The 20,653-nt window shown below is 68.1% G+C and carries 22 protein-coding genes, 2 tRNA genes and 1 other RNA gene; 11 read left to right on the top strand and 14 right to left on the bottom strand.

From position 1 onward, the window contains the following. Positions 1-29 precede the first annotated feature (29 nt). On the top strand, positions 30-593 hold the full coding sequence (locus tag AW272_RS38235) for a hypothetical protein (RefSeq protein WP_218011207.1): 564 nt from the start codon (positions 30-32) through the stop codon (positions 591-593). Here AW272_RS38235 and AW272_RS38240 read toward each other — a convergent pair. The 5 genes from AW272_RS38240 to AW272_RS38260 all read right to left on the bottom strand — a co-directional run bounded on the left by AW272_RS38240 (position 590) and on the right by AW272_RS38260 (position 4,490). Beyond that, positions 590-1,663: an aspartate-semialdehyde dehydrogenase gene (locus tag AW272_RS38240; RefSeq protein WP_066375610.1), complete on the bottom strand. Its 1,074-nt coding sequence runs from the start codon at positions 1,661-1,663 to the stop codon at positions 590-592. The two genes, AW272_RS38235 and AW272_RS38240, sit on opposite strands and share 4 nt — an antisense overlap. Then, on the bottom strand, positions 1,660-2,934 hold the full coding sequence (locus AW272_RS38245; RefSeq protein ID WP_066375613.1) for an aspartate kinase: 1,275 nt from the start codon (positions 2,932-2,934) through the stop codon (positions 1,660-1,662). The genes AW272_RS38240 and AW272_RS38245 overlap by 4 nt, the downstream gene beginning before the upstream one ends. Before the next feature lie 91 nt (positions 2,935-3,025). Further along, the gene (locus tag AW272_RS38250; RefSeq protein WP_066375616.1) at positions 3,026-3,562 is read right to left on the bottom strand and encodes a DUF5063 domain-containing protein; all 537 of its coding nucleotides are present in this window, start codon (positions 3,560-3,562) and stop codon (positions 3,026-3,028) included. After that, positions 3,555-4,154 (bottom strand): recombination mediator RecR, encoded by a 600-nt coding sequence (gene recR / locus AW272_RS38255; RefSeq protein WP_066375618.1) that lies wholly within the window; start codon positions 4,152-4,154, stop codon positions 3,555-3,557. The genes AW272_RS38250 and recR overlap by 8 nt, the downstream gene beginning before the upstream one ends. A gap of 3 nt (positions 4,155-4,157) precedes the next feature. After that, positions 4,158-4,490, bottom strand: a complete 333-nt coding sequence (locus tag AW272_RS38260) for a YbaB/EbfC family nucleoid-associated protein (protein WP_174549839.1) — start codon at positions 4,488-4,490, stop codon at positions 4,158-4,160. Between the two features lie 279 nt (positions 4,491-4,769). Between AW272_RS38260 and AW272_RS38265 the strand changes: the two genes are divergently transcribed. Continuing rightward, entirely contained in the window at positions 4,770-6,104 is a 1,335-nt protein-coding gene (locus AW272_RS38265; protein ID WP_500780124.1) for a helix-turn-helix domain-containing protein, read from the top strand. A gap of 11 nt (positions 6,105-6,115) precedes the next feature. After that, positions 6,116-6,595 carry a hypothetical protein gene (locus AW272_RS38270; RefSeq protein ID WP_218011208.1) on the top strand — a complete coding sequence of 160 codons (480 nt, stop codon included), beginning with the start codon at positions 6,116-6,118 and terminating at the stop codon, positions 6,593-6,595. Positions 6,596-7,089: 494 nt separating this feature from the next. Here the strand turns inward: AW272_RS38270 and AW272_RS38275 are convergent, their stop codons facing one another. Both AW272_RS38275 and ffs read right to left on the bottom strand, forming a co-directional pair. Continuing rightward, entirely contained in the window at positions 7,090-9,729 is a 2,640-nt protein-coding gene (locus AW272_RS38275) for a DNA polymerase III subunit gamma and tau (RefSeq protein ID WP_066375759.1), read from the bottom strand. Between the two features lie 33 nt (positions 9,730-9,762). Beyond that, positions 9,763-9,858, bottom strand: an RNA gene (ffs, locus tag AW272_RS38280) — signal recognition particle sRNA small type. 100 nt (positions 9,859-9,958) lie between these two features. On the opposite strand from ffs, the gene AW272_RS38285 reads away from it, so the two are divergent. The 3 genes from AW272_RS38285 to AW272_RS38295 all read left to right on the top strand — a co-directional run bounded on the left by AW272_RS38285 (position 9,959) and on the right by AW272_RS38295 (position 11,439). Next, positions 9,959-10,047 (top strand) — tRNA-Ser (locus AW272_RS38285). Positions 10,048-10,224: 177 nt separating this feature from the next. Beyond that, positions 10,225-11,115 (top strand): KPN_02809 family neutral zinc metallopeptidase, encoded by an 891-nt coding sequence (gene ypfJ, locus AW272_RS38290; RefSeq protein ID WP_245657935.1) that lies wholly within the window; start codon positions 10,225-10,227, stop codon positions 11,113-11,115. 33 nt (positions 11,116-11,148) lie between these two features. Further along, positions 11,149-11,439, top strand: a complete 291-nt coding sequence (locus tag AW272_RS38295) for a type II toxin-antitoxin system VapB family antitoxin (RefSeq protein ID WP_061290615.1) — start codon at positions 11,149-11,151, stop codon at positions 11,437-11,439. Positions 11,440-11,491: 52 nt separating this feature from the next. Here the strand turns inward: AW272_RS38295 and AW272_RS38300 are convergent. From AW272_RS38300 to AW272_RS38315, 4 genes are all read right to left on the bottom strand, one after another. After that, a tRNA-Ser gene (locus AW272_RS38300) sits at positions 11,492-11,579 on the bottom strand. Between the two features lie 24 nt (positions 11,580-11,603). After that, the gene (gene tadA, locus AW272_RS38305) at positions 11,604-12,041 is read right to left on the bottom strand and encodes a tRNA adenosine(34) deaminase TadA (protein ID WP_066375764.1); all 438 of its coding nucleotides are present in this window, start codon (positions 12,039-12,041) and stop codon (positions 11,604-11,606) included. Positions 12,042-12,064: 23 nt separating this feature from the next. Continuing rightward, positions 12,065-12,547, bottom strand: a complete 483-nt coding sequence (locus AW272_RS38310) for a tRNA adenosine deaminase-associated protein (protein WP_066375624.1) — start codon at positions 12,545-12,547, stop codon at positions 12,065-12,067. 19 nt (positions 12,548-12,566) lie between these two features. Next, positions 12,567-13,055 carry a tRNA adenosine deaminase-associated protein gene (locus AW272_RS38315; RefSeq protein ID WP_061290611.1) on the bottom strand — a complete coding sequence of 163 codons (489 nt, stop codon included), beginning with the start codon at positions 13,053-13,055 and terminating at the stop codon, positions 12,567-12,569. A gap of 139 nt (positions 13,056-13,194) precedes the next feature. Here AW272_RS38315 and upp point away from each other — a divergent pair, with 139 nt between their 5' ends. From upp to AW272_RS38340, 5 genes are all read left to right on the top strand, one after another. Then, positions 13,195-13,833 (top strand): uracil phosphoribosyltransferase, encoded by a 639-nt coding sequence (gene upp / locus AW272_RS38320; protein ID WP_066375625.1) that lies wholly within the window; start codon positions 13,195-13,197, stop codon positions 13,831-13,833. Positions 13,834-13,901: 68 nt separating this feature from the next. After that, positions 13,902-14,123, top strand: coding sequence for a three-helix bundle dimerization domain-containing protein (locus tag AW272_RS38325; protein ID WP_066375626.1), 222 nt, complete (start codon positions 13,902-13,904; stop codon positions 14,121-14,123). Positions 14,124-14,360: 237 nt separating this feature from the next. Then, on the top strand, positions 14,361-14,891 hold the full coding sequence (locus tag AW272_RS38330) for a PH domain-containing protein (protein ID WP_066375627.1): 531 nt from the start codon (positions 14,361-14,363) through the stop codon (positions 14,889-14,891). 145 nt (positions 14,892-15,036) lie between these two features. Next, entirely contained in the window at positions 15,037-16,365 is a 1,329-nt protein-coding gene (locus tag AW272_RS38335; protein ID WP_066375630.1) for a helix-turn-helix domain-containing protein, read from the top strand. A 103-nt stretch (positions 16,366-16,468) separates the two neighbouring features. Next, the gene (locus tag AW272_RS38340) at positions 16,469-17,155 is read left to right on the top strand and encodes a FadR/GntR family transcriptional regulator (protein WP_066375632.1); all 687 of its coding nucleotides are present in this window, start codon (positions 16,469-16,471) and stop codon (positions 17,153-17,155) included. A 7-nt stretch (positions 17,156-17,162) separates the two neighbouring features. On the opposite strand, the gene dnaN is transcribed toward AW272_RS38340, so the two are convergent. From dnaN to AW272_RS38355, 3 genes are all read right to left on the bottom strand, one after another. Next, positions 17,163-18,254 (bottom strand): DNA polymerase III subunit beta, encoded by a 1,092-nt coding sequence (gene dnaN / locus AW272_RS38345; protein ID WP_066375634.1) that lies wholly within the window; start codon positions 18,252-18,254, stop codon positions 17,163-17,165. Between the two features lie 127 nt (positions 18,255-18,381). Beyond that, the gene (locus tag AW272_RS38350) at positions 18,382-19,029 is read right to left on the bottom strand and encodes a response regulator transcription factor (protein ID WP_066375637.1); all 648 of its coding nucleotides are present in this window, start codon (positions 19,027-19,029) and stop codon (positions 18,382-18,384) included. A gap of 6 nt (positions 19,030-19,035) precedes the next feature. Then, positions 19,036-20,520, bottom strand: coding sequence for a sensor histidine kinase (locus tag AW272_RS38355; RefSeq protein ID WP_066375640.1), 1,485 nt, complete (start codon positions 20,518-20,520; stop codon positions 19,036-19,038). Between the last annotated feature and the right edge of the window lie 133 nt (positions 20,521-20,653).

Raw genomic sequence — 20,653 nt, forward strand, 5'->3', positions numbered from 1 at the left:
AACGCACGACCGGCTGGTGTGTCGCAGGCTTGACCGTACTCGCTCTGGTCTCGATCCCCGGCCTTGCGGCCGAAGCCGACACCCAGCGCGTCAGACCACAACTGACCTTCCGCCCCGTCGAGCCGCCCTATGCGGTGCGCACCGCATTCCGTACAGGGGTGCTGAAAGTCCGTTACTGGACCTGGCGCCGCGCGATGAACACCCGCGTCCACCACAACTACGCGATGAAGCGAATAAACAGGGCGGGCCTCGGCTGGCGCTCGACCGGCAACTGCGTCGACAAGAACCGCCCGACCTGCACGTCGCTGCACGCCGTCAGGCTCGGCACCCTGCTGAAGACGATCGAGCTGAAACGCATGTCGGGCTGCCGGCTGATCGTCACAGGCGGCACCGAGACCGGGCACGCCGCCGGAGTGCACAGCCACGGCAACGGCTGGAAGATCGACCTGGCTCCCAACCGCTGCCTCGACCGCTACATCACCCGCAAGCTGACGCCGAACGGCAAGCGCGGCGACGGCTCAGCGCTGTATCTCTCTCCCGAGCAGGATCTGTTCGCCCGGGAGAGCGATCACTGGGACATCCTGTTCCGCTAGCTCGCGAACTCGGTGGCGACGATCAGCTCGGCGATCTCGGCCGCGTTCAGGGCCGCGCCCTTGCGCAGGTTGTCGCCGCACACGAACAGGTCGAGCGTGTTGGGGAAGTCGAGGGCCTGCCGCACCCGGCCGACGTAGGTCGGGTCGGTGCCCACGACGTCGATCGGCATCGGGTAGACCCCGTTGGCCGGGTCGTCGAGCAGCACGACGGTCGGCGCCGCCTCCAGGATCCGGTGGGCGTCGGCCACGGTGATCTCGCGTTCGAAGGTCGCGTGGACCGCGAGCGAGTGGGTGGTGATCACCGGGACGCGCACGCAGGTGGCGGAGACCTTCAGCCCGGGGATGCCGAGGATCTTGCGCGACTCGTTGCGCAGCTTCAGCTCCTCCGACGCCCAGCCGTCTTCCTTGAGCGAGCCCGCCCACGGCACGACGTTGAACGCGACCGGCGCAGGGAAGGTGTCGTCGCCGTCACCGAGCTTGTTCTGCAGCACCTTGCGCACGTCACCGGCGCTCTGCCCGACCGAACGGTCACCCGCGAGGGCCTCGACCTCGTCGTAGAGGCGGGCGGAACCGGCCACGCCCGCGCCGGAAACCGCCTGGTAGGAGGCCACGACCAGGCTGGTGAGCCCGAACTCCTCGTGAAGGGCGCCCATGGCGGCCATCATCGACAGGGTGGTGCAGTTGGGCGTCGAGACGATGCCCAGCGGCCGGCTGGCGGCGTCGGCCGGGTTGACCTCGGGCACCACCAGCGGCACCTGCGGGTTCATCCGGAAGGTGCCCGACTTGTCGATGGCGATCGCGCCGCGCTCGGCCGCGATCGGCACCCAGGTGGCCGACACCTCGTCGGGCACGTCGAAGATCGCGATGTCGACGCCGTCGAACACCTCGGGCGCCAGGGCCTGGACGACGACGTCCTCGCCGCGCACCGACAGCACCTTGCCTGCCGAGCGGGCCGAGGCGACCAGGCGGATCTCGCCGTAGATGTCGTCACGCCCGGAGATGATCTCCCGCATGACGGTGCCGACGGCGCCGGTCGCGCCGACGAGGGCAAGGGTGGGCTTGGTGCTCATCGGCCGCTTCCTCCGTAAACCACAGCTTCAACCTGGTCGGCGTCGAGATTGAACGCCGAGTGGGCGGCGTTGACCGCCGCGTCGACCTGGTCCTGGTCGACGATGACCGAGATGCGGATCTCCGAGGTGGAGATCATCCCGATGTTGACGCCCGCGTCGGCGAGCGCCCCGAAGAACTTGGCCGTCACGCCCGGGTGGGACCGCATGCCCGCGCCGACCAGCGAGACCTTGCCGATCTGGTCGTCGAACAGGAGCTTCTCGAAGACCACCTGGTCCTGCATCTTCTTCAGGGCCGTCAGCGCCGTGGGGGCGTCGCTCGTCGGCAGGGTGAAGGAGATGTCGGTCCGGCCCGTCGCCGCCGCCGACACGTTCTGCACGATCATGTCGATGTTGATCTCGGCGTCGGCCAGCGTGCGGAAGATCGCGGCAGCCTCTCCGACCTTGTCGGGAACACCGACAACGGTGATCTTGGCCTCGCTCCGGTCGTGTGCCACGCCGGAGATGATGGGCTGCTCCACTTCGGTTCCTTCGGTAGCGGGGTCGGAGGTGACCCAGGTGCCTTCCTTGGTGCTGAACGAGCTCCTGACGTGGATCGGGAGGTTGAACCTCCGCGCGTATTCCACGCATCGCAGGTGCAGGATCTTCGCGCCGCACGCGGCCATCTCGAGCGTCTCCTCGTAGGAGATGCGGGGGATCTTCCGGGCCTTCGCGGCGATCCGGGGGTCGGCGGTGAAGATGCCGTCGACGTCGGTGTAGATCTCGCACACGTCGGCCCCGAGGGCCGCGGCGAGGGCGACGGCGGTCGTGTCGGAACCGCCGCGCCCGAGCGTCGTGATGTCCTTGGTGTCCTGCGAGACACCCTGGAACCCGGCCACGATCGCGATGTAGCCCTTGTCGAGGGCGTCACGCAGGCGGCCGGGCGACACGTCGATGATGCGCGCCTTGCCGTGGGTCGAGTCGGTGATCACGCCGGCCTGCGACCCGGTGAAGCTGCGCGCCTCCTGGCCCAGGTTGGCGATCGCCATCGCGAGAAGCGCCATCGAGATGCGCTCGCCGGAGGTCAGCAGCATGTCGAGCTCGCGGCCCGGAGGCAGCGGCGACACCTGCTGGGCGAGGTCGAGAAGCTCGTCAGTCGTGTCGCCCATCGCGGAGACGACGACCACGACCTCGTTGCCCGCTTTCTTCGTGGCGACGATCCGCTGCGCGACACGCTTGATGCTCGTGGCATCGGCGACGGACGAACCACCATACTTTTGGACAACGAGCGCCACTGGATCTCTCCGAACGAATCAGGACGTGGAGCTCACATTCTAACGGCGGGCCTCAGAGGGCCAACTGAGTTAGCCCAGCATGTGGACAACCTCAGACCGCGGTGACCTCTTCTGCGGCCACATCGAGCCGCGTGTGCGCCACCAGCGCCTGCAGCGCCCGCAGGGCCGCTCCCGCGTGGTTCCCCCACGTGTTGAAGTAGGAGTACTGCCACCACCAGATCGCCTCGAGCGGGCGCCCGGCCCGGTAGTGCCGCAGTCCGTGGATCAGGTCGGCCGCCACCGCCGTCAGGTCGTCGGAGAGCCGGTAGGGGGTGATCGCGGTGTCCTTGTAGGGGTCGAACACCTCGGCGTAGTCGTCGGTCAGGCCCAGCCGGGCCGCCAGCGCCACCCGCAGCGGGTCAATGTCGGGATCTTCGCTGAGGGCGGGCTCGACGTTGCCTTGGAGGATCACGTCGTGCACCGCGGCGAGCTGGGAACCGGCCAGGCTGACCTGGGCGACCTCCACCAGCAGCAGCGGCAGGATCGCGTCGCCGCCCTCGCCGCCCGCCAGCCTGGTCAGGCCGTCGATGTAGTTCTGGGCGTGCCCGCCGACCCGGTCGGCCAGGTCCTTCCACTCTTCGTCATACATCCAGCAGTCTCCGTCCTTCGAAAGCGCGGCCCAACGTGACCTCGTCGGCGTACTCCAGATCGCCGCCGACGGGCAGGCCGCTGGCCAGCCGTGTCACTCTTAAACCCATCGGTTTGACGAGCCGGGCCAAATAAGTGGCCGTGGCCTCGCCTTCGAGGTTCGGATCGGTGGCGAGGATGAGCTCGGTCACCTCGCCGTCGGCGAGGCGGGTCATCAACTCGCGGACCCGCAGGTCGTCGGGACCGACCCCGTCGATGGGACTGATCGCGCCCCCCAGCACGTGGTAGCGCCCCCGGAACTCGCGCGTCTTCTCGATCGCAACGACGTCTTTCGACTCTTCGACCACGCAGATGACGTGGGGGTCGCGACGCTGGTCACGGCAGATCCGGCACTCTTCCTCGGCGGCCACGTTGCCGCAGACCCGGCAGAACCGCACCTTCTCCTTCACCTCGAGAAGGGCGTGGGCCAGCCGCTTCACATCGGCGGGATCGGCCGACAGCAGGTGGAAGGCGATGCGCTGCGCGCTCTTGGGACCGACGCCGGGCAGCAGGCCCAGCTCGTCGATCAGGTTTTGGACGACGCCTTCGTACATGATCTAGAAACCGGGAAGCTGGCCGAGGCCTTGCGACAGCGGGCCGAGCTTCTCCTGCTGGAGCTCGCCGGCGGCGCGGACGGCGTCACGCACGGCCGCGATGACAAGGTCGGCGATCGTCTCGACCGTCTCGGCGGCGTCACCGGAGTCGACGACCTTCGGGTTGATCTTCAGTTCGAGCAGCTCGCCACTGCCGTTGACGGTCGCCACAACCAGGCCCCCGCCCGCGCTTCCCTGAACCTCGGCGTCGTTGAGCTCCTGCTGCGCCGAGACGAGCTGCTGCTGCATGAGCTGAGCTTGCTCAAGCAACTGCTGCAGGTTGACTTCTGGGTTCACAATCGTGCGCTCCTCAGCGACCGGTGACGTAGTTCGTCCCGACGAGCCTACGGTGTTTGCCGCTCATCTGACACCGGAGCACGGAGCGTGTTCACAGGTACGGCCCTGGCCGGGTCCCGGCCCCCCTCCAAGCGTCCGGGACCCGGCCTTTCCCACTCCGGATCGGCCGCGGCCCGGAGTGGCAGACCCAAACGTAGCCACCTGAACGTTGCATACAGGTTGCGATCAATCGGTTACTCCTGGAGATTGTGGATCACAAATCCGGGAGGGTTGGGGCCTGTGAGATCACGCCACACGATCATCTCTGCGTCATGGCGCCGCTCGCTCGCCGCCGGCGTCGACCCAGGGGTCGCAACAGCACCTCTGGTGTACGACAGAAGCGACATCTCCGACGCCCGAGCCGCCCATCCCCTGCGTGAGCTCCTGCCCCTGCTCCGTCACACGCTGTTGCAGATCGCCGACGAGGCGGCCCACATCATGGTGGTCACCGACGCCGACGGGAACATCCTCTGGCGCGACGGCCACCGCGAGGTCCTCCGCCACGGCGACCGCATCGGCCTGGCCGACGGTTTCGCCTGGTCGGAGTCGGCCGTCGGCACCAACGGCATCGGCACCGCCCTCGCGGCCGGCGCCCCCATGAGCGTCTACGCCGACGAACACGTCATCGAGGTCCTCCACGGCTGGTCGTGCGTCGGCGCCCCCATCGTCGACCCCGACACCGGCACGGTCCTGGGCTGCGTCGACATCAGCGGCACCACCCGTTCACTGCCCCCCGCCACGGTCGCCCTGGTCGGCGCCGCCGCCCAACTGGCAGAAAGCCACCTGGCCCTGCGCATGAAGGAGAACGACGAACGCATCCGCACCCGCCACGCCACCCGATCGGGCCTGCTGCTCTCCTGCACCGGCCGGGTCATCGCCGGAGACCGGTTCCGGGGGGAACGTGTTTCACTCCCGTCCGAGGGCGACCGCGTCGTCCTCCCCGACGGCCGCGTCGGCGATGTGGAGTTCCTCGGCGACTCCTACCTGGTCAATCCCCGCCGGGGAGCCGTCCCCCGGCTGTCCCTGACCGTCCTCGGCGACGTCCCCTTCGCCGAATACGGCGGCAGCCGCGTCACCCTCTCCCTGCGCCACGCCGAGATCCTGACCCTGCTGGCCGCCCACCCCCGCGGCCTGACGGCCGAACAGCTCTCCTTCCTCCTGTACGGCGATGCCGGCAACCCCGTGACCATCCGCGCCGAGATCCACCGCCTCCGCGCGCAACTACCCGGAGCCGTGGCCGCGAAGCCATACCGCCTGGTCGGCGAGGTAGCCGCCGACCTCCTGGCGGTCCGCCGCGCGTTGACCGACGGAGACCTCGACACCGTCGTCAACCGCTACCAGGGCCCCCTGCTCCCTCGCTCGGAGTCCCCCGAGATCCGCCGCGAACGGAACGAACTGGAAGCCCGAGTGCGATCCGAAATCCTGGGCAAGGGCAACGCCACCCACCTCTGGAGTTATGCACAGACGAGCGGAGGCCGCGACGACGTGGCCATCCTGGAGCGCATCATGTCGATCGTCCCTGCGGAGGACCACCGCCACGCGGCTGCGTCGGTCCGCCTCACCCACTCCTTCTAGGAGAGTCACCAATGATCGGCACGCTCCTCATGGCCTCCCTCCTGGTCATGTCCGCCCCCACGGCCGGCTCCGCGAGCCGCGACGGCGGCACCCTCGACGGCTTCGCCGTCACCCACATCCCCGCGACGGCCGGCGAGTCCGTCAGCGACTTCGAATCCGAATGGGAAGACGTGGCCTTCACCACCCGGGTCTGGGAACGCGAGATCCCTGAGGGCCACCAGGCCGACCTCCGCGTGGCGGTCCTCCGCGGCGACGGCCTGACCGACCTGCCGTCGCTGCGAGAGTTCCTGACGGAATACGACGAGCGCGAGACGTGGGACCTTCAGGAGTTCTCGAAGGACGGCACCCCAGGGCTGGCGACGAAGACCGAGGCGTTCTGGCTCGACTCACCCGGGGTGGCCCTGACGGTCCGAATCACCGAGAACCCGCTGACCGGCGATGACCTGATGGATGTGGTCCGGGGCATCAGACCCGCGTCGTCTCCCGCCTGAGCGACGCTTCAAACCGGGGACACCGCCGACCAGCGAAGAGAGATCTCTGCCGGGATCGGCGCGCGGCGACCTATATAGGGACCCACGTGTGTGAGGGCCCCACGTGCTCGTGATCACCTGCCCGGCGTCCAAATCCACCGCCGACTGCTTGCGACCCGTGCAAGGACCCGTGTAGGAGTTCGCGTGCAAGAGCCCGCGTAGGAAGTTCGCATGCAAGGGCCCGCGAAGGGAGTTCGCAGCCACCCGCGACAACGGGCGAGTGCCCAAAATGGGGCGTCCCAGCTTTCATCGCCTGCCCGGGCCTTGCCTGAGCTGGGATGCACCACGTCGCGCGAGATCCCCGGAAACGACAGACGGGCGTCTTCACAGCACTCGCGGAAGACCGGCTCGGTACCGGGTCGATTCCACGCCACTTCGTAGCCAGAGCGGCCTGCTGTGTCAGCCAGAGAACGCGGCGTCGGCTCGTGCCACGACGGTCAGGTCGACCGGCACGGTTAGGAGTGGTCGATCTCCTGGATCACTTGGCCGCCCAGTTCCTTCTGGAGCAGGGCCAGGCCCGAGAGGCCGTCGGAGTCGACATCGGCGTCGTTGTCCGGGTCGACGTCGTCCTCGTCGGCCTTCTTCGCGCGCGCCGGCACCGCGTCCGGCCAAGCCTGGCGAGCGGCCGCGGCAGCCGCTGGGCGGGGCGCCGGCTGCGCCGCCCTGGGCTGCGGCGGTGCCTCGTAGGCCGATTGCGGGGCAGGGCGTTCGAACTCATCGGTGGGCGCGTCAGGCCATGACTCGTCGATGGAGGTCTTCGCCGCCTGCTTGCGCGGTGAGGCGACGGCCTGGGCGGTCGATGAAGACGAAGGCTGCTGAACGGGCTGGACCTGCGGAGCAGCCTGCGCATGCTGGACGGTCTGAACAGGCGGGGTCGGCTGAACCGGAGGCGGCGCTGGCGCCGGTGGCGGCGACGGCTGGGACGGACGGGCAGCCTGCCCGCCTCCCGTGCCACCCGTGACGACGTCGACCCGCCAGTGGCCACCGAGCACATCCCCCAGGGCCGCGGCGACGACCTCGTCACGCTTGCCCTTCAGGAAACCCTGGACGTCACCCGGCTTCTCGAAGCCGACCGTCACCACGTTCCCCTCAGCGCCGAGGAGACGACCCTGAGCGTTGATGATCATCCAGGCGACCCGCTGACGGTTCTTGACAGCCTCCAGTACCTGCGGCCACACCTGAGCCACCATCCCCGCCCCGGCGGGTGCCTGCGAGGCACTCGGCGGAGGGGGAGCAGGACTGGCCTGAGCAGGGGAGGAGCCCGCCTGCGCCGCAGGCGGGACATCGGCTGCGGGCCGACCGCCAGAACCAGGCTTGACGGCAGTGGGCCAGTCATCCGCCGGGGGAACGGCAGCCTGGCCGGAAGGAACCCCACCCGAGCCGGGCTTCACGGTTTCGGGCCAGTCATCGCCGGCCGACGAGCTCACACCCGACGAAGCCGCACCCGATTGACCAACAGCCTTCTCAGCGCCGGACTGCGCCGCCCGATCTTGCGGAGCACCAGACTGCCGAGCCGAACCCTGCTGCGCGTCAGCCTGCGGCGCTTGCCCCCGCTGTGCGCCGGGCTGGGAGGCCAGGCCCGGCTGAACGCCAGACTGCGAAACTTGCCCAAGGGGAGCGCCAGCCTGAGGGACTTGACCCTGGTAACCATCAGCCTGCGGAGCTTGGCCCGGCTGAGCACCAGGCTGCAAGTTCTGACCCTGATAAGCACCGGGCTGCTGGGCCTGACCATGCTGAGCGCCCGACTGCGAGACGTGCTCCTGGTACGCGCCAGGCTGCGCAGCTCCTCCGGCCGACGCCCCGGAGTGCTCCCCACCCGCATAACTCCCAGGCTGCGGAGCCGCCGATCCCCCCTGCTGAGACCGCGCCGGGTAGGCCGGAGCCCCCACCGGCCGGGACACCTGCTGCGCCCCCGCGTACTGGCCACCAGCGTGAGCAACCCCGTCGCGTTCCAACCGCTCCAACCGAGCGAGCGTGGCAGCTTCGCCCGCCTCAGCCGCCGGAAGCAGGATCCGGGCGCACATCAGCTCAAGAAGCAGCCGAGGCGACGCCGCCCCGCGCATCTCCGTCAGGCCCGCGTTGAAGATCTCCCCCGCCCGGGTCAGCTCCGCCGGCCCCATCGCGGCCGCCTGCCCCTGCAGGCGCTCCAGCTCGTCGGCAGGCCGGTCAAGAAGCCCGTTGGCCGCTGCCTCAGGCACGTTCGCCAGGATCACCAGATCGCGGAACCGCTCCAACAGGTCGGTCGCGAAGCGGCGCGGGTCGTGGCCGCCCTCGATCACCCGGTTCACCGCCTGGAAGACCAGCCCGCCGTCACGCCGCGCGAAAGCGCCGACGATCTCGTCGAGAAGGTCGCCGTCGGTGTAACCGAGGAGGGAAACCGCGCGCTGGTAGGTGATCCCGCTCTCGTCGGCGCCCGCCAGGAGCTGGTCGAGGATGGACAGGGAGTCTCGGGCCGAGCCGGCCCCGGCCCGGACGACAAGAGGTAGGGCCGCAGGCTCGTAAGGCACCGCCTCCGACGCGAGGATCTCCTCCATGAGCGCTTTCAAAGTCGCCGGAGGCATCAGCCGGAACGGATAGTGGTGGGTGCGGGACTTGATCGTCCCGATGACCTTCTCGGGCTCGGTCGTCGCGAAGACGAACTTCAGGTGCGGCGGTGGCTCCTCGACGAGTTTGAGCAGCGCGTTGAAACCCTCGCGGGTCACCATGTGCGCCTCGTCGATGATGTAAATCTTGAACCGCGCCGACACGGGCGCGAAGAAGGCCCGTTCGCGCAGGTCGCGCGCGTCGTCGACACCACCGTGAGAGGCGGCGTCGATCTCGATCACGTCGAGGTGGCCGGGCCCCGTGGGGGCCAGGGCGACACAGGACTCACATACGCCACACGGATCGGGCGTCGGCCCCTGCTCACAGTTGAGGCTCCGGGCGAGGATCCGCGCGCTCGACGTCTTGCCGCATCCCCGAGGACCGCTGAAGAGGTAGGCGTGGTTGATGCGCCCGCTTCTGAGAGCCTGGCGGAGCGGGTCGGTGACGTGCTCCTGCCCTTTGACCTCTGCAAACGTCCCGGGACGGTATTTGCGGTAGAGCGCGAGACTCATGAACGGTCTCCTCGGGGAGAGCAGAACCGGAAGCAAAAGAACCCCCCGCACACCCGCCAGAGCCCGCTTATCCTTGCTGCCTTCCGGCCCTGGGGAGGTTCACAGGATGACGCCGCGCGAGGGGTCCGAGGACAGTCTAGCCGCCACCCCGACCACCTGTGCCCAGGCCGCGAAATGGGCCGCCAAATGGAAGGACGACGCATCTGCCAAGTCATGTAAGCTTCTCGACGGAGGATTCGCCTAGTTGGCCTAGGGCGCACGATTGGAAATCGTGTTTCGGGAAACCGATCAGGGGTTCAAATCCCCTATCCTCCGCCACCTGAAGGGGCCGGTCGCAAAGTCGACCGGCCCTTCTTCATTTCCACAACCAAGATCTTCTTCCGTTACGGCTCCGCCCACCCCGGCACCGCCCGCCGCCCCCGGCACTCCCCGTTCCCGGCGCCAACCGGCCGCGCCCGCCCCACCGAGCAACGAGAAGCCACGAGAAGCCCCCGCATGATCGCCCCTCTCCAGGGCAGTCACGCCGTCATGGATTTCGACGACCAAGCAAAGCTCGACTCCTCTCAGGTCGAGAGCCGTGGCCGGGGTGGCATCCCCGGTGGCGGGCTTGCGGTCGGCGGCGGCGCGGCCGGGATCATCGCGCTGATCGTCGCTCTCGTCTTCGGCTTCGACATCGGTGGCGTCACCGGTGGAGGAGGCACGGAGAACCCCGCTGTCCAGCCGTCCAGTGACCTCGGTGACAAGTGCAAGACAGGGGCGGACGCCGACCAGGATGAGCAGTGCCGGGTCGTCGGCGTGGTCAACAGCCTCCAGGACTACTGGGCCACCAAGGTCGACGGCTACCAGCCCGCCAAGACCGTCCTCTTCGAACAGGGCGTCCAGACGGAGTGCGGCGCGGCCGAATCGGCCGTCGGGCCCTTCTACTGTCCGGTCGACCGCTACGTCTATCTGGACCTGAGCTTCTTCAACCAGCTCGAATCCCAGCTCGGCGCCGCGAACACCCCGTTCGCCCAGGCGTACGTGATCGCGCACGAATACGGCCACCACGTGCAGAACCTGACGGGCACGCTGGAGAAGAGCGGCGGCGAGGGCGCCGACAGCGGATCGGTCAGGGTGGAACTCCAGGCGGACTGCTACTCCGGTGTGTGGGCCAAGAACGCGGTCGACACCGGTTTCTTCGCCAAGCCGTTCACCGACGCCGACATCCAGGAGGCGCTGGCCGCCGCCTCGGCGGTGGGCGACGACTCGATCCAGCAGAAGAGCGGTGGCCAGGTGAACCCCGACGCGTTCACGCACGGCACCTCGGAGCAGCGGGTGACCTGGTTCACGAACGGCTACAAATCAGGGGATCCCGCACGATGTGACACGTTCTCCGGGTCGATCTGACCCGGGCCACCTTCGTCTCATAAACTACATAGCGTGATCTTTAAGTTGGTCGGCGACGAACGCCCCTATCCCGAGCACCGTCTCGGGCATCGAGAATGGGCGCAGATTCCACCCCGCCAGGTCAGACTGGACGCTCTCATCACCACGAAGGCCGTCCTCGACCTGCACTCCCTGCTGGCCAAGGACTCCACCTTCTACGGTGACCTCTTCCCACACGTGGTGCAGTGGGAAGGGGAACTCTACCTGGAAGACGGGCTCCACCGGGCTCTGCGCGCGGCCCTGCACCAGCGGTCGGTGCTGCACGCGCGGGTGCTGGAACTCTAGGGACCAAAAACAAGAACGACCCGGTGTGATGATCACACCGGGTCGTCGTATGTGGCGGTGGTGGTGGGATTTGAACCCACGGTAGGTTGCCCTACACGCGCTTTCGAGGCGCGCTCCATCGGCCACTAGGAGACACCACCGCGAAGCAGCTTACCTGAGATCGGTCAGTGTTCGCGCCTCGCGGCGAAGAAGGCCGAAAGGAGCGAAGCACATTCCTCTTCGCGTACGCCCATGACCACCTCCGGCCGATGATTCAGCCGCCGGTCGCGCACCACGTCCCACAGCGACCCGACGGCCCCGCCCTTCTCGTCGACGGCCCCGTAGACGATCCGGTCGACCCGGGCCAGCACGGCGGCGCCGGCGCACATCGTGCAGGGCTCCAGCGTCACGACGAGGGTGCACCCGGAAAGCCGCCATTCGCCCAGAACCGAGGCCGCGGCGCGCAGGGCCAGGATCTCGGCGTGAGCGGTCGGATCTCCCGAGGACTCGCGCGCGTTTCCGCGACGCGCCAGAACACGGCCGTCGGAAGCCACCACAACGGCCCCGACGGGCACCTCACCCCGCTGGGACGCCTCAGCGGCATCGATGAGGGCCAGGCCCATCACCTGGTCGTACAGAGAAGAAGTCACCTGAGCCGGTCGAGTTCCTCACCGAAGGAGAGGCGCTCGGCCACGACGGACAGGACGTCGGCGGGCAGCATGCCCTCCTCGACGCTCAGCTCCAGCAGGACCTCGGCGCGCAGCCCGAAGTCGGCCAGCAGCTCGAAGTCGCCGCCGGGGCGGACCCCGAGGTCGGGCGTCTCCTTGTCGATCGCGATGCCGGCCAGCTCGGCGAACAGCTCGCCGAGCGGGTCGGTCACCCCGGCCTGCGCGTCGGACAGGAACACCCGGGGGTCGAGTTCGCCCTCGTAGCGGACGAGGGCGAACCATTCGTCCTCGACCTCGACACAGAGCAGCACGAGTTCGTCACCGGACAGGCCGAGGGCCTCGCTGACCGCGTCGCCGACGTCGTCGGCGATCTCGGCCTCGGACAGGTCGACCTCGGCCCCGGACCAGCGGCCGTCGGTGCGCAGGAAAGCGGCGGCGAAGAGATTGGTACGTGTGGGCATGGCGAGGTCCCGAGGTTTGTCAGCCGATGATGGCGTCGACAGCGCGTTCGAAGGGGTCGCGGAATCCGAGTCGGGCGGCGATGCTGAACAGCACTTCGTCGGGGTAGAGGTCGCGGTCGCCCGACAGCGCCCCCAGCTCCATCTCGTCGAGGCCGAGGTCGGCGAAGACCGACAGGTCGCCCGCGGGCAGCACGCTGTCGAGCTCTTCTTCCTCGGGAACCGGGATGTCGATGAAGTCGAGAACCTGCCGTGCCAGCGGCCACTCCCACGACGCGGTGATGTCAGAAAGGAAGACACTCACCCGCTCGCCGAAGACCCGTAATGCCACGAAGAAGTCATCCCCCACAGCCACCAGGCCAATCGTTCCGGCACTGCTGGGCTGCTGGCGCAGGGCCTGAAGCAGACCCCTGAGGTCAGAAGTGAGCGCCACCGGGAGCATTTCCGCTTCCCACTGGTCGTCTTCGCGGTAGACCACGATGGCGAAGTCGAGTACGTCTTCGTCGGTCATCTGGTCTCCACGGACGCGATCATCACGGCCGTAATGGTTTCAGACGCGCGACACCCCCGTCCGGTTGTCGCGCAAATTGTGATCAAAACCGCCGGGCGGGTTCGGATGTCTGTTCCGCTTCGCGGTACCTTCGGTTCTCATGGAGACCCATGTCGTTGATCATCCGCTCGTTTCGCACAAACTCACGACTCTTCGTGACGTGCGGACCGACTCGCCGACCTTCCGGCGGCTGGCTGACGAACTGGTGACCCTCCTGGCCTACGAGGCCACCCGGGAGGTCCGCGTCTCCGAGGTGACCGTGGAGACTCCCCTGACCACCACTCGGGGTGTACGTCTTTCTCGACCCACACCTTTGGTAGTGCCGATCCTGCGGGCGGGCCTCGGAATGCTCGACGGGATGATGCGACTGCTCCCGACGGCCGAGGTCGGCTTCCTCGGGATGATCCGCAACGAGGAGACCCTCGAGGCCTCCACCTACGCCACCCGCCTGCCCGAGGATCTGTCCGGGCGGCAGTGCTTCGTGCTCGACCCCATGCTGGCCACCGGCGGAACCCTGTCGGCCGCCATCGAGTTCCTCTTCTCCCGCGGCGCAGAAGACGTGACCGCACTCTGTCTCCTGGCCGCCCCCGAGGGCCTGGCCCACCTCGAGTCGGTCTTCCACGACTCGGGCCGCCCGATCAAGGTTGTCACCGCGGGTCTCGACGAACGGCTCAACGAGCTCGGCTACATCATGCCGGGCCTGGGTGACGCCGGAGACCGGCTCTACGGCGTCGCCTGATTAGTTACACTTGGTGACTGCTCGGGTACGTACAGTAGTGACGACGTCTCTTTAGCGTCACTCGCTGTATGTGGGGGCGCGCACCAGGGAGAGCCATGAGTCAGTACGAGCAGGTCGAGGCCGCGCTCCGTGACGAGTTCGCGGGGGTTCACCCGGCCACCACTGTCACGCGCTGTATTCAGGCCGCCCATCATGGGGCCGTGGAAGTGACGGGTCACGCCTATCCCGGGCTGGTGGAGCGCATCGCGCGCCGGCACCTTCAGGTTCTCGCTACCGCGACGGAGTCATAGCGAGGCCGGTAGTTCCGGCTTTATGCGCTTTACCGAACCAGGTGCCTGGGTAATCTATGACTCAGTGGGAGTGGTGACCGCAGTGCAGGTCAAGAAGATTCTCAAGTGGGGAGCTGTTGCTCTGGTGGCTTTCTACCTCTTGTCGCGGCCGCATGACGCCGCAGACACCGTGACCGGCGCGGTCACAGGGGTCGTGAACGGCGCTAACTCAGTGGCCCAATTCTTCGCGCGACTGTCATGAGACTAGTCACCCACGGGGACTCCGCCCCGTCCTCAGTCAACCGCTACTTACTTCCCCATGAGCACCAGGTCATCATGGTCAGGCGCCATCCGGCCGTGCTGCTCAGACCGGTCGCCGAGATCTTCGGCGGCCTCATCCTCGCGGGACTCGCCAGCCAGTGGCTCGGCCCCGCCAGCGGTGGCCAGGCCCTCGTCATCATCTGGTGGGCCTGGCTGCTGCTGCTGATCCGCTTCGTCTGGAAGGTGGCGGAGTGGTCGGTCGACTACTTCATCGTGACCTCTCAGCGCATGATGGTGGCCACCGGGCTGATCACCCGCAAGGTGGCGATGATGCCCCTCGGCAAGGTCACAGACATGAGCTTCCAGCGTGACCTCCTGGGCAGGGTCCTGGGCTACGGGGAATTCGTCATGGAATCGGCCGGTCAAGACCAGGCCTTGCGGACGGTCCCTTACATTCCATACCCCGAGACCCTTTACCTCGAGGTCTGCCAGATGATCTTCCCGAACAAGGACGACTCGGACGACTAACGTCCGAAATGCCGCTTTCCAGCAAGGATTCCCGAGGAGCGAACATAGTTCGCCCTCGGGATTCTTGACGGGAGGGTTACCCGATTCGACAGCTTCGTGCCATCATGGCGGGACCATTGACCAATCCCCTGCCCTGAGAGAACAGATGCCGAGTCAGGGAACCATAGGCGACCGCGTCCGAGCGCTGCGACTGAGCAGGCGCATGTCCCAGGCCCAGCTCGCTGGGCCCGATCTGTCCGACAGCTACGTCTCTCTCATCGAATCGGGGAAGCGAACGCCGACGCCCGTCGTCGCCCGCCTTCTCGCCGAGCGACTCGGCTGCACGACAGAGTTCCTCCTTCATGGAATCGAACCGCGTCAGCGGATCGACACCGAGCTTGGCCTCCGGCACGCCGAACTCGAGCTGCACCACGGCGACCCGGCCATGGCGGCCGACCGATTCAGCGACATTGTCAAGGCGGCCGGCGAAGACAACGCCATGCTCGCCGCTCACGCCCGTCTCGGCCGGGCCCGCGCACTTGAGGCGCAGGGCCGCATCGGCCGGGCCGTCGAAGCATATGAACGACTGCGGCGGGAGGCCGGCGCCCACCCCGAGCGCCTGGCCGCACTGCCCCTGACCGTCGCCCTCTGCCGGTGTTACCACCGGGCCGGCGACCTTGCTCGCGCCCGTGATCTGGGAGCGCATGCGCTGGCCCGTGTCGAGTCGCTCGGGGTGACCCAGGGTGAACTCGCCGTGGAGCTCGCCGCCGCGCTTGCCGAGACCGAGACCGGACTTCCGTTCGTCGACCGCGTGCTCGTGGCCAATGGGCTGCCGCAGGTCGAAGACCGAACGACCGAGATCCTCGCGCTCTGGCAGGCCAGCGTGACCGCCGCAGAAGGGGAGGACTCGGCGCTCGCGGTGCAGCTCGCTGAAGACGCGATCGCGGCCGGACGGCCGTCGCGCATGGCGGTCCGGATGGCCCGCATCGCGATGACCTGGGCGAAGATCACGACCACCCACCCCGAAGACGCCGATCTGGACCGCGCCAACGTTCTGGCCGCGTCCGCCGGCTCGGTGCTCGGCGCATTCCCGGCCGAACACCTGGATCACGCTCGCAGCCTGATCGTGATGTCGTCGGTGCGTCTGCGCTCCGGAGACACCGAAGCCGCAGGTGAGCTGGCCAATCGCGCTCTCGACCAACTGGTCGGCATCCGCGGAACAATTCCCGCGACTGCCTATCTCGTGCTGGCCGAAGTCCGTTTGGCACGGTCCCAAGATGCGTCCACCGAGCTGCGCAAGGCGCAGGACCTCCTCGCCGCGACCGGGCCCGCGCCCGACCGTGAGGCGGCCCGCACCTGGCGTGAGCTGGGCGACCTCTGGGGCCAGGCCGGTTCCCGTGAAGATCAGTCGAAGGCGTATCGTAGGGCGCTCGAAGCGGTGGGCGTCCACGCGAACATGCCGGGGATCGTCGCACCTGCGGTGCTCACCCGGTAAGCCTCCCAGAGCTCCGGATTTGTGCCGGAAGCTCTGGAATAATTAGGGTCGACCAGTCATTGACTCATGGGATGACTGGTTTCCCCTTAGGAGGCGGACTGTTGTGAGTCTGCGTACGGCGCAGCGGGCGTCTCTCGTGGACCAGGTGATCGATCAGCTCAAAGAGCAGATCACTTCGGGATCGTGGAAGCTGAACGGCAAGATCCCAACCGAGACGGTGCTGGCCGAGCAGCTCGGGGTGGGGCGCAACACGGTTCGTGAAGCCGTGCGGGCGCTGACCCACGCCGGGCTGCTCGACTGTCGTCAGGGCGACGGCACCTATGTCAGGGCGATCAGTGAGCTGTCCGGCGCTATGGCGCGGCGGCTCAGGGCTGCCGAGCAGCTGGAGATACTCGAAGTCAGGCGGGCCCTCGAAGTCGAGGCGGCCCGGCTGGCGGCGACCCGGCGGAGCGACAGCGACATCGTCAACATCCAGGCGGCGCTGACCAGGCGCGAGCAGGCCTGGGCATCAGCGGACGTCGACGCGTTCGTCGAGGCCGACCTGGCCTTCCACGTCGCGGTCGTGCAGGCCACCCACAACCGGGTGCTGATCGACCTCTACACCGACTTCTCGGCGGCGCTGCGCACCAGCATCGCGGCGGCCGGCGGGTCGCTGGAGCAGAACTACATCCCCCACGACGGCATTCTGCGCGCGATCGCCTCGGGCGACGCGACGGCGGCCGAGCACGCGGGGCACGCGTGTATGGAGCACATCCTGATCGCCCTCACCGAGACCGGTGAACTCGACTAGTTCGATATCAGGGCAGCCGCAGCGACATCACGAGGTAGCGGAACGCCGGGTCGTCACCCGCATCGGTGATCAATGCCGGGCGGGTGGGCGACTCGAGGTGCAGAACCGCCTGCTCGGTCTCGACCCCGGCCAGACCTTCGAGCAGGAAGTGGGGCTGGAAGGCGATGAGGATGTCGTCGCCGTCGAGCTCGGCGGCCATGACCTCGGCGCCCCGGCCGATCTCGTCGCCCGCGGCCTGGATCAGCACCTGGCCCTGGGAGAACGAGAGGCGTACGGCCGAATTGGAGCCTGAGACCAGGGCCACCCGGCGGATCGCCTCGAGGAACGGCTGCACGCCGACCGTGGCGGTGATGCCCCAGTTTCCGGTCAGCCGGGCGCGGTAGTCGATGAACTGCTCGTCGAGCAGGCGGACCGTGGTCGACTTGCCGGCGCTCTCGAAGCCGGCGACGTTGCCGCCGAGGCAGACGCTCACCTCTCCGGCCCGCAGCGACTTGGCGACATCGACCAGGACCTTCGCCGGGATCATCGCGCCCTGGTTGGCGGTCTCGGCCTCGGGGTGCCACAGGAAGTCGCGGGCGGCGATGCGGTAGCGGTCGGTCGCGGCCATCGTCATGTTGACGCCGTCGGTGTCGATGCGGATCGCGGTCAGCATCGGGAGCGTGTTGTCGCGGCTCGCGGCCACCGCGACCTGGGCGACCGCCGAGGCGAACAGGCCACCGCCGATCGCACCGACCTTGGCCGGCATCGGCGGCAGGATCGGGAAGTCGTCGGCCGGCATGGTGAGCAGCCCGAACTCGGCGCTGCCGCACGTCAGCACCGCTTCGGTGCCGCTGGTGGTGATGTCGACGACCTCACCGGGCAGGCTGCGGACGATCTCGGCGAGCACCCGGCCCGGCAGCAGCACCTGGCCCGGCTCGGCGACCGCGGCGTCGACGTCGGCGCGGGCCGACACGTCGTAGTCGAACGCGGAGATGCGCAGACCGCCCGACGCGTCGAGGAGCAGGCCGGTCAGCACCGGCAGAGCCGGACGGGTCGGCAGGACCCGGGCGCACCAGCCCACGGCCTCAGCCAGCACGTCGCGGTTGACCTGTACCTTCACCTTTGACCTCCGACCTCACCACGGGCAGTGACGACACGCTACCCATCACCACCGACAAAACCCGCCTGTCCTTGAGGCAGATTCAATAGCGCGAGCCACAGCCGGCCTTCGGCCGTCCGCGTCTCGCTTAACGGCCGTTGAGGTACGCCAAAACCGCCAATACCCGTCGATTGTCGTCGTCACTCGGGGCCAGGGCGAGTTTGCCGAAGATGCTGGCCGTGTGTTTGCCCACGGCGCTCTCGCTCAGGAACAGCCGCTGGCCGATCGCGGCGTTCGACCGGCCCTCGGCCATCAGTTCCATGACCTCGCGTTCGCGGGGGGTCAGCCGGGCGATCGGCTCGTTGCGGGCGTTGCTGACCATGAGCTTGGCGATTACGTCGGGGTCCATCGCGGTGCCGCCGCCGGCCACCCTTCGCACGGCGTCGATGAACTGGTCGGTGTTGAACACCCGGTCCTTGAGCAGATAGCCGATGCCGCCGGTGCCGTCGGCGAGCAGTTCGCGGGCGTAGAGCTGCTGGACGTGCTGCGACAGCACCAGCACCGGTAAGCCCGGCACCTGTTTGCGCGCCGCCAGCGCGGCCTGGAGCCCCTCGTCGGTGAAGGTCGGCGGCAGCCGTACATCCACGATCGCGACGTCGGGGCGGTGGGTGATCAGCGCCTTCAGCAGCTCAGGACCCGATTCCACTGCGGCGACCACATCGAACTGGTGGGCGCGGAGCAGGTGGACGAGCCCCTCGCGCAGCAGGTGGAGGTCTTCGGCGAGTACGACCCTCATGATCGGTCAGCATACGCCCGGATTTCTGCCGGGCGCCGGGGCAAGCCGGATGCCGGTGGCCAGCATCGTGGCACCCAGCGCGATCATGAACGCGACCGTGGGCCACTTGAACGGGTCGGGCATGTACAGCGCCAGGAACCACGACCGCTCGCTCGACTGGAAGATCAGCATGAAGGTGGCCACCAAGCCCTGCGGGATCAGCGGCAGCCAGCACAGAGCCCAGCAGGCGCCGTAGAGCACGCCGCGCCAGCCCGACGGCATCGCGTTGACCGGGACGCCCTCCTCGGCCGTGCCCAGCGCGTCGAGCACCTCGATCGTCGCGGTGGTGCCGGCGCCGGGCGGGCTCGACAGGGCCAGCACGCCGTCGAAGGCCGCCAGCCGGCGTTCGAGACCGGCCAGCCCTCCTCCCGGTACGGCCTTCGCCCCACCGGGCCCGTCGTCGGTCACCGTCACCCGCAGCGCCCGGCCGCGCCTGCTCAGGTCGATGGTCACCCTGGACGCGTACCGCGAGGCGTTGGCCAGCAGCTCGCTCACGGCGAAGTAGACCGCCGACTCCACCGGTGACTCCGGCCGTTCCCTCAGATCGGTGTGGACCTTGACCTTCAATGGGCTGTCGAGCGCGAGCGCCCTGATGGCGTCGGCGAGTCCGCGTTCCGCCAATACGGGCGGGTGGATCCCCCTGACGAGCTGCCGCAGCTCATGGAGGGCGGTCGCCGACGACTCCCTGGCCTTCACGAGCAGTGCCTTGGCCGCGGCCGGATCGTCGTCGAGGAGTTGCTCGGCGGCCCCGATCGTCATGCCGACGGCCACCATGCGGGCCTGCGCGCCGTCGTGGAGGTCGCGTTCGATCCTGCGGAGCTCGGCGGCCTGGAGGTCGACCTGGTCGGCCCTGACCTGGTTGAGCCGATTGACCTGACCGACCAGGTGGGCGTTGGCCGTGGGGCCGAGGAGGCCCAGGGCGTACAGAGCATAGATCTTGAGAGCGACCGGGGCGGCGAAGAAGGCCGCGACGGCGAGGGCCAGGCCCCAGTACTGGCCCTCCGTCACCGTTCTCCAGATCCCCCACCCGATCACATACGACGGGCCGAGGGCCAGAACGGTCCTGGTCCAGGGATCGATGATCACCCAGATCAGCTCGCGCCAGGTCGCCGGATCGCTGATCGCCCAGACCAGCATGATGTCGATCTTGGGGGACAGGGCGGTGCGGTAGCGCTTGCCCTTGTGGTGGAAGTATCCGTCGCGGCCGCGCACCGGCGCGGGCGGTCTGGGCCGGTAGGGGACGGGGATCTCGACCCCCACCCAGCGGTGCATGAGTTTGCGGTCGATGCCGGCCAGGAAGCGGATCAACCGCATGGACGGTTCGAACAGGAACACCATGCCCAGCACCGTGGACATGAGCACTCCGACGATCGCCACGACCGCGACCGGGATCTGGACCAGGATCAGCGCGAACAGCGCGAGCCCATAGCCGAGCGATCTGACCTGCTTCATGCGTCTCAGTCTGACCGCGACGCGCGCCTGTGGGGAGTGGGTGAAGGCGCCCTGAGGGGGTGGGGTTTCCTCCACCCCGGACGGGTTACCAGACTCATTACCTCCGAGCTCGCGGATTTCTAACGTTCTCGGC

The organism is Herbidospora mongoliensis, assembly GCF_001570545.1.
Taxonomy (GTDB): Bacteria; Actinomycetota; Actinomycetes; order Streptosporangiales; family Streptosporangiaceae; genus Herbidospora; species Herbidospora mongoliensis.

Coding starts and splice junctions, on each gene's coding strand:
- AW272_RS38240 (WP_066375610.1), bottom strand. CDS start 1,663: ATGAGCACCAAGCCCACCCTTGCCCTCGTCGGCGCGACCGGCGCCGTC.
- AW272_RS38250 (WP_066375616.1), bottom strand. CDS start 3,562: ATGTATGACGAAGAGTGGAAGGACCTGGCCGACCGGGTCGGCGGGCAC.
- recR (WP_066375618.1), bottom strand. CDS start 4,154: ATGTACGAAGGCGTCGTCCAAAACCTGATCGACGAGCTGGGCCTGCTG.
- AW272_RS38270 (WP_218011208.1), top strand. CDS start 6,116: ATGATCGGCACGCTCCTCATGGCCTCCCTCCTGGTCATGTCCGCCCCC.
- AW272_RS38275 (WP_066375759.1), bottom strand. CDS start 9,729: ATGAGTCTCGCGCTCTACCGCAAATACCGTCCCGGGACGTTTGCAGAG.
- ypfJ (WP_245657935.1), top strand. CDS start 10,225: ATGATCGCCCCTCTCCAGGGCAGTCACGCCGTCATGGATTTCGACGAC.
- tadA (WP_066375764.1), bottom strand. CDS start 12,041: ATGGGCCTGGCCCTCATCGATGCCGCTGAGGCGTCCCAGCGGGGTGAG.
- AW272_RS38310 (WP_066375624.1), bottom strand. CDS start 12,547: ATGCCCACACGTACCAATCTCTTCGCCGCCGCTTTCCTGCGCACCGAC.
- AW272_RS38315 (WP_061290611.1), bottom strand. CDS start 13,055: ATGACCGACGAAGACGTACTCGACTTCGCCATCGTGGTCTACCGCGAA.
- upp (WP_066375625.1), top strand. CDS start 13,195: ATGGAGACCCATGTCGTTGATCATCCGCTCGTTTCGCACAAACTCACG.
- AW272_RS38325 (WP_066375626.1), top strand. CDS start 13,902: ATGTGGGGGCGCGCACCAGGGAGAGCCATGAGTCAGTACGAGCAGGTC.
- AW272_RS38330 (WP_066375627.1), top strand. CDS start 14,361: ATGAGACTAGTCACCCACGGGGACTCCGCCCCGTCCTCAGTCAACCGC.
- AW272_RS38335 (WP_066375630.1), top strand. CDS start 15,037: ATGCCGAGTCAGGGAACCATAGGCGACCGCGTCCGAGCGCTGCGACTG.
- AW272_RS38350 (WP_066375637.1), bottom strand. CDS start 19,029: ATGAGGGTCGTACTCGCCGAAGACCTCCACCTGCTGCGCGAGGGGCTC.
- AW272_RS38355 (WP_066375640.1), bottom strand. CDS start 20,520: ATGAAGCAGGTCAGATCGCTCGGCTATGGGCTCGCGCTGTTCGCGCTG.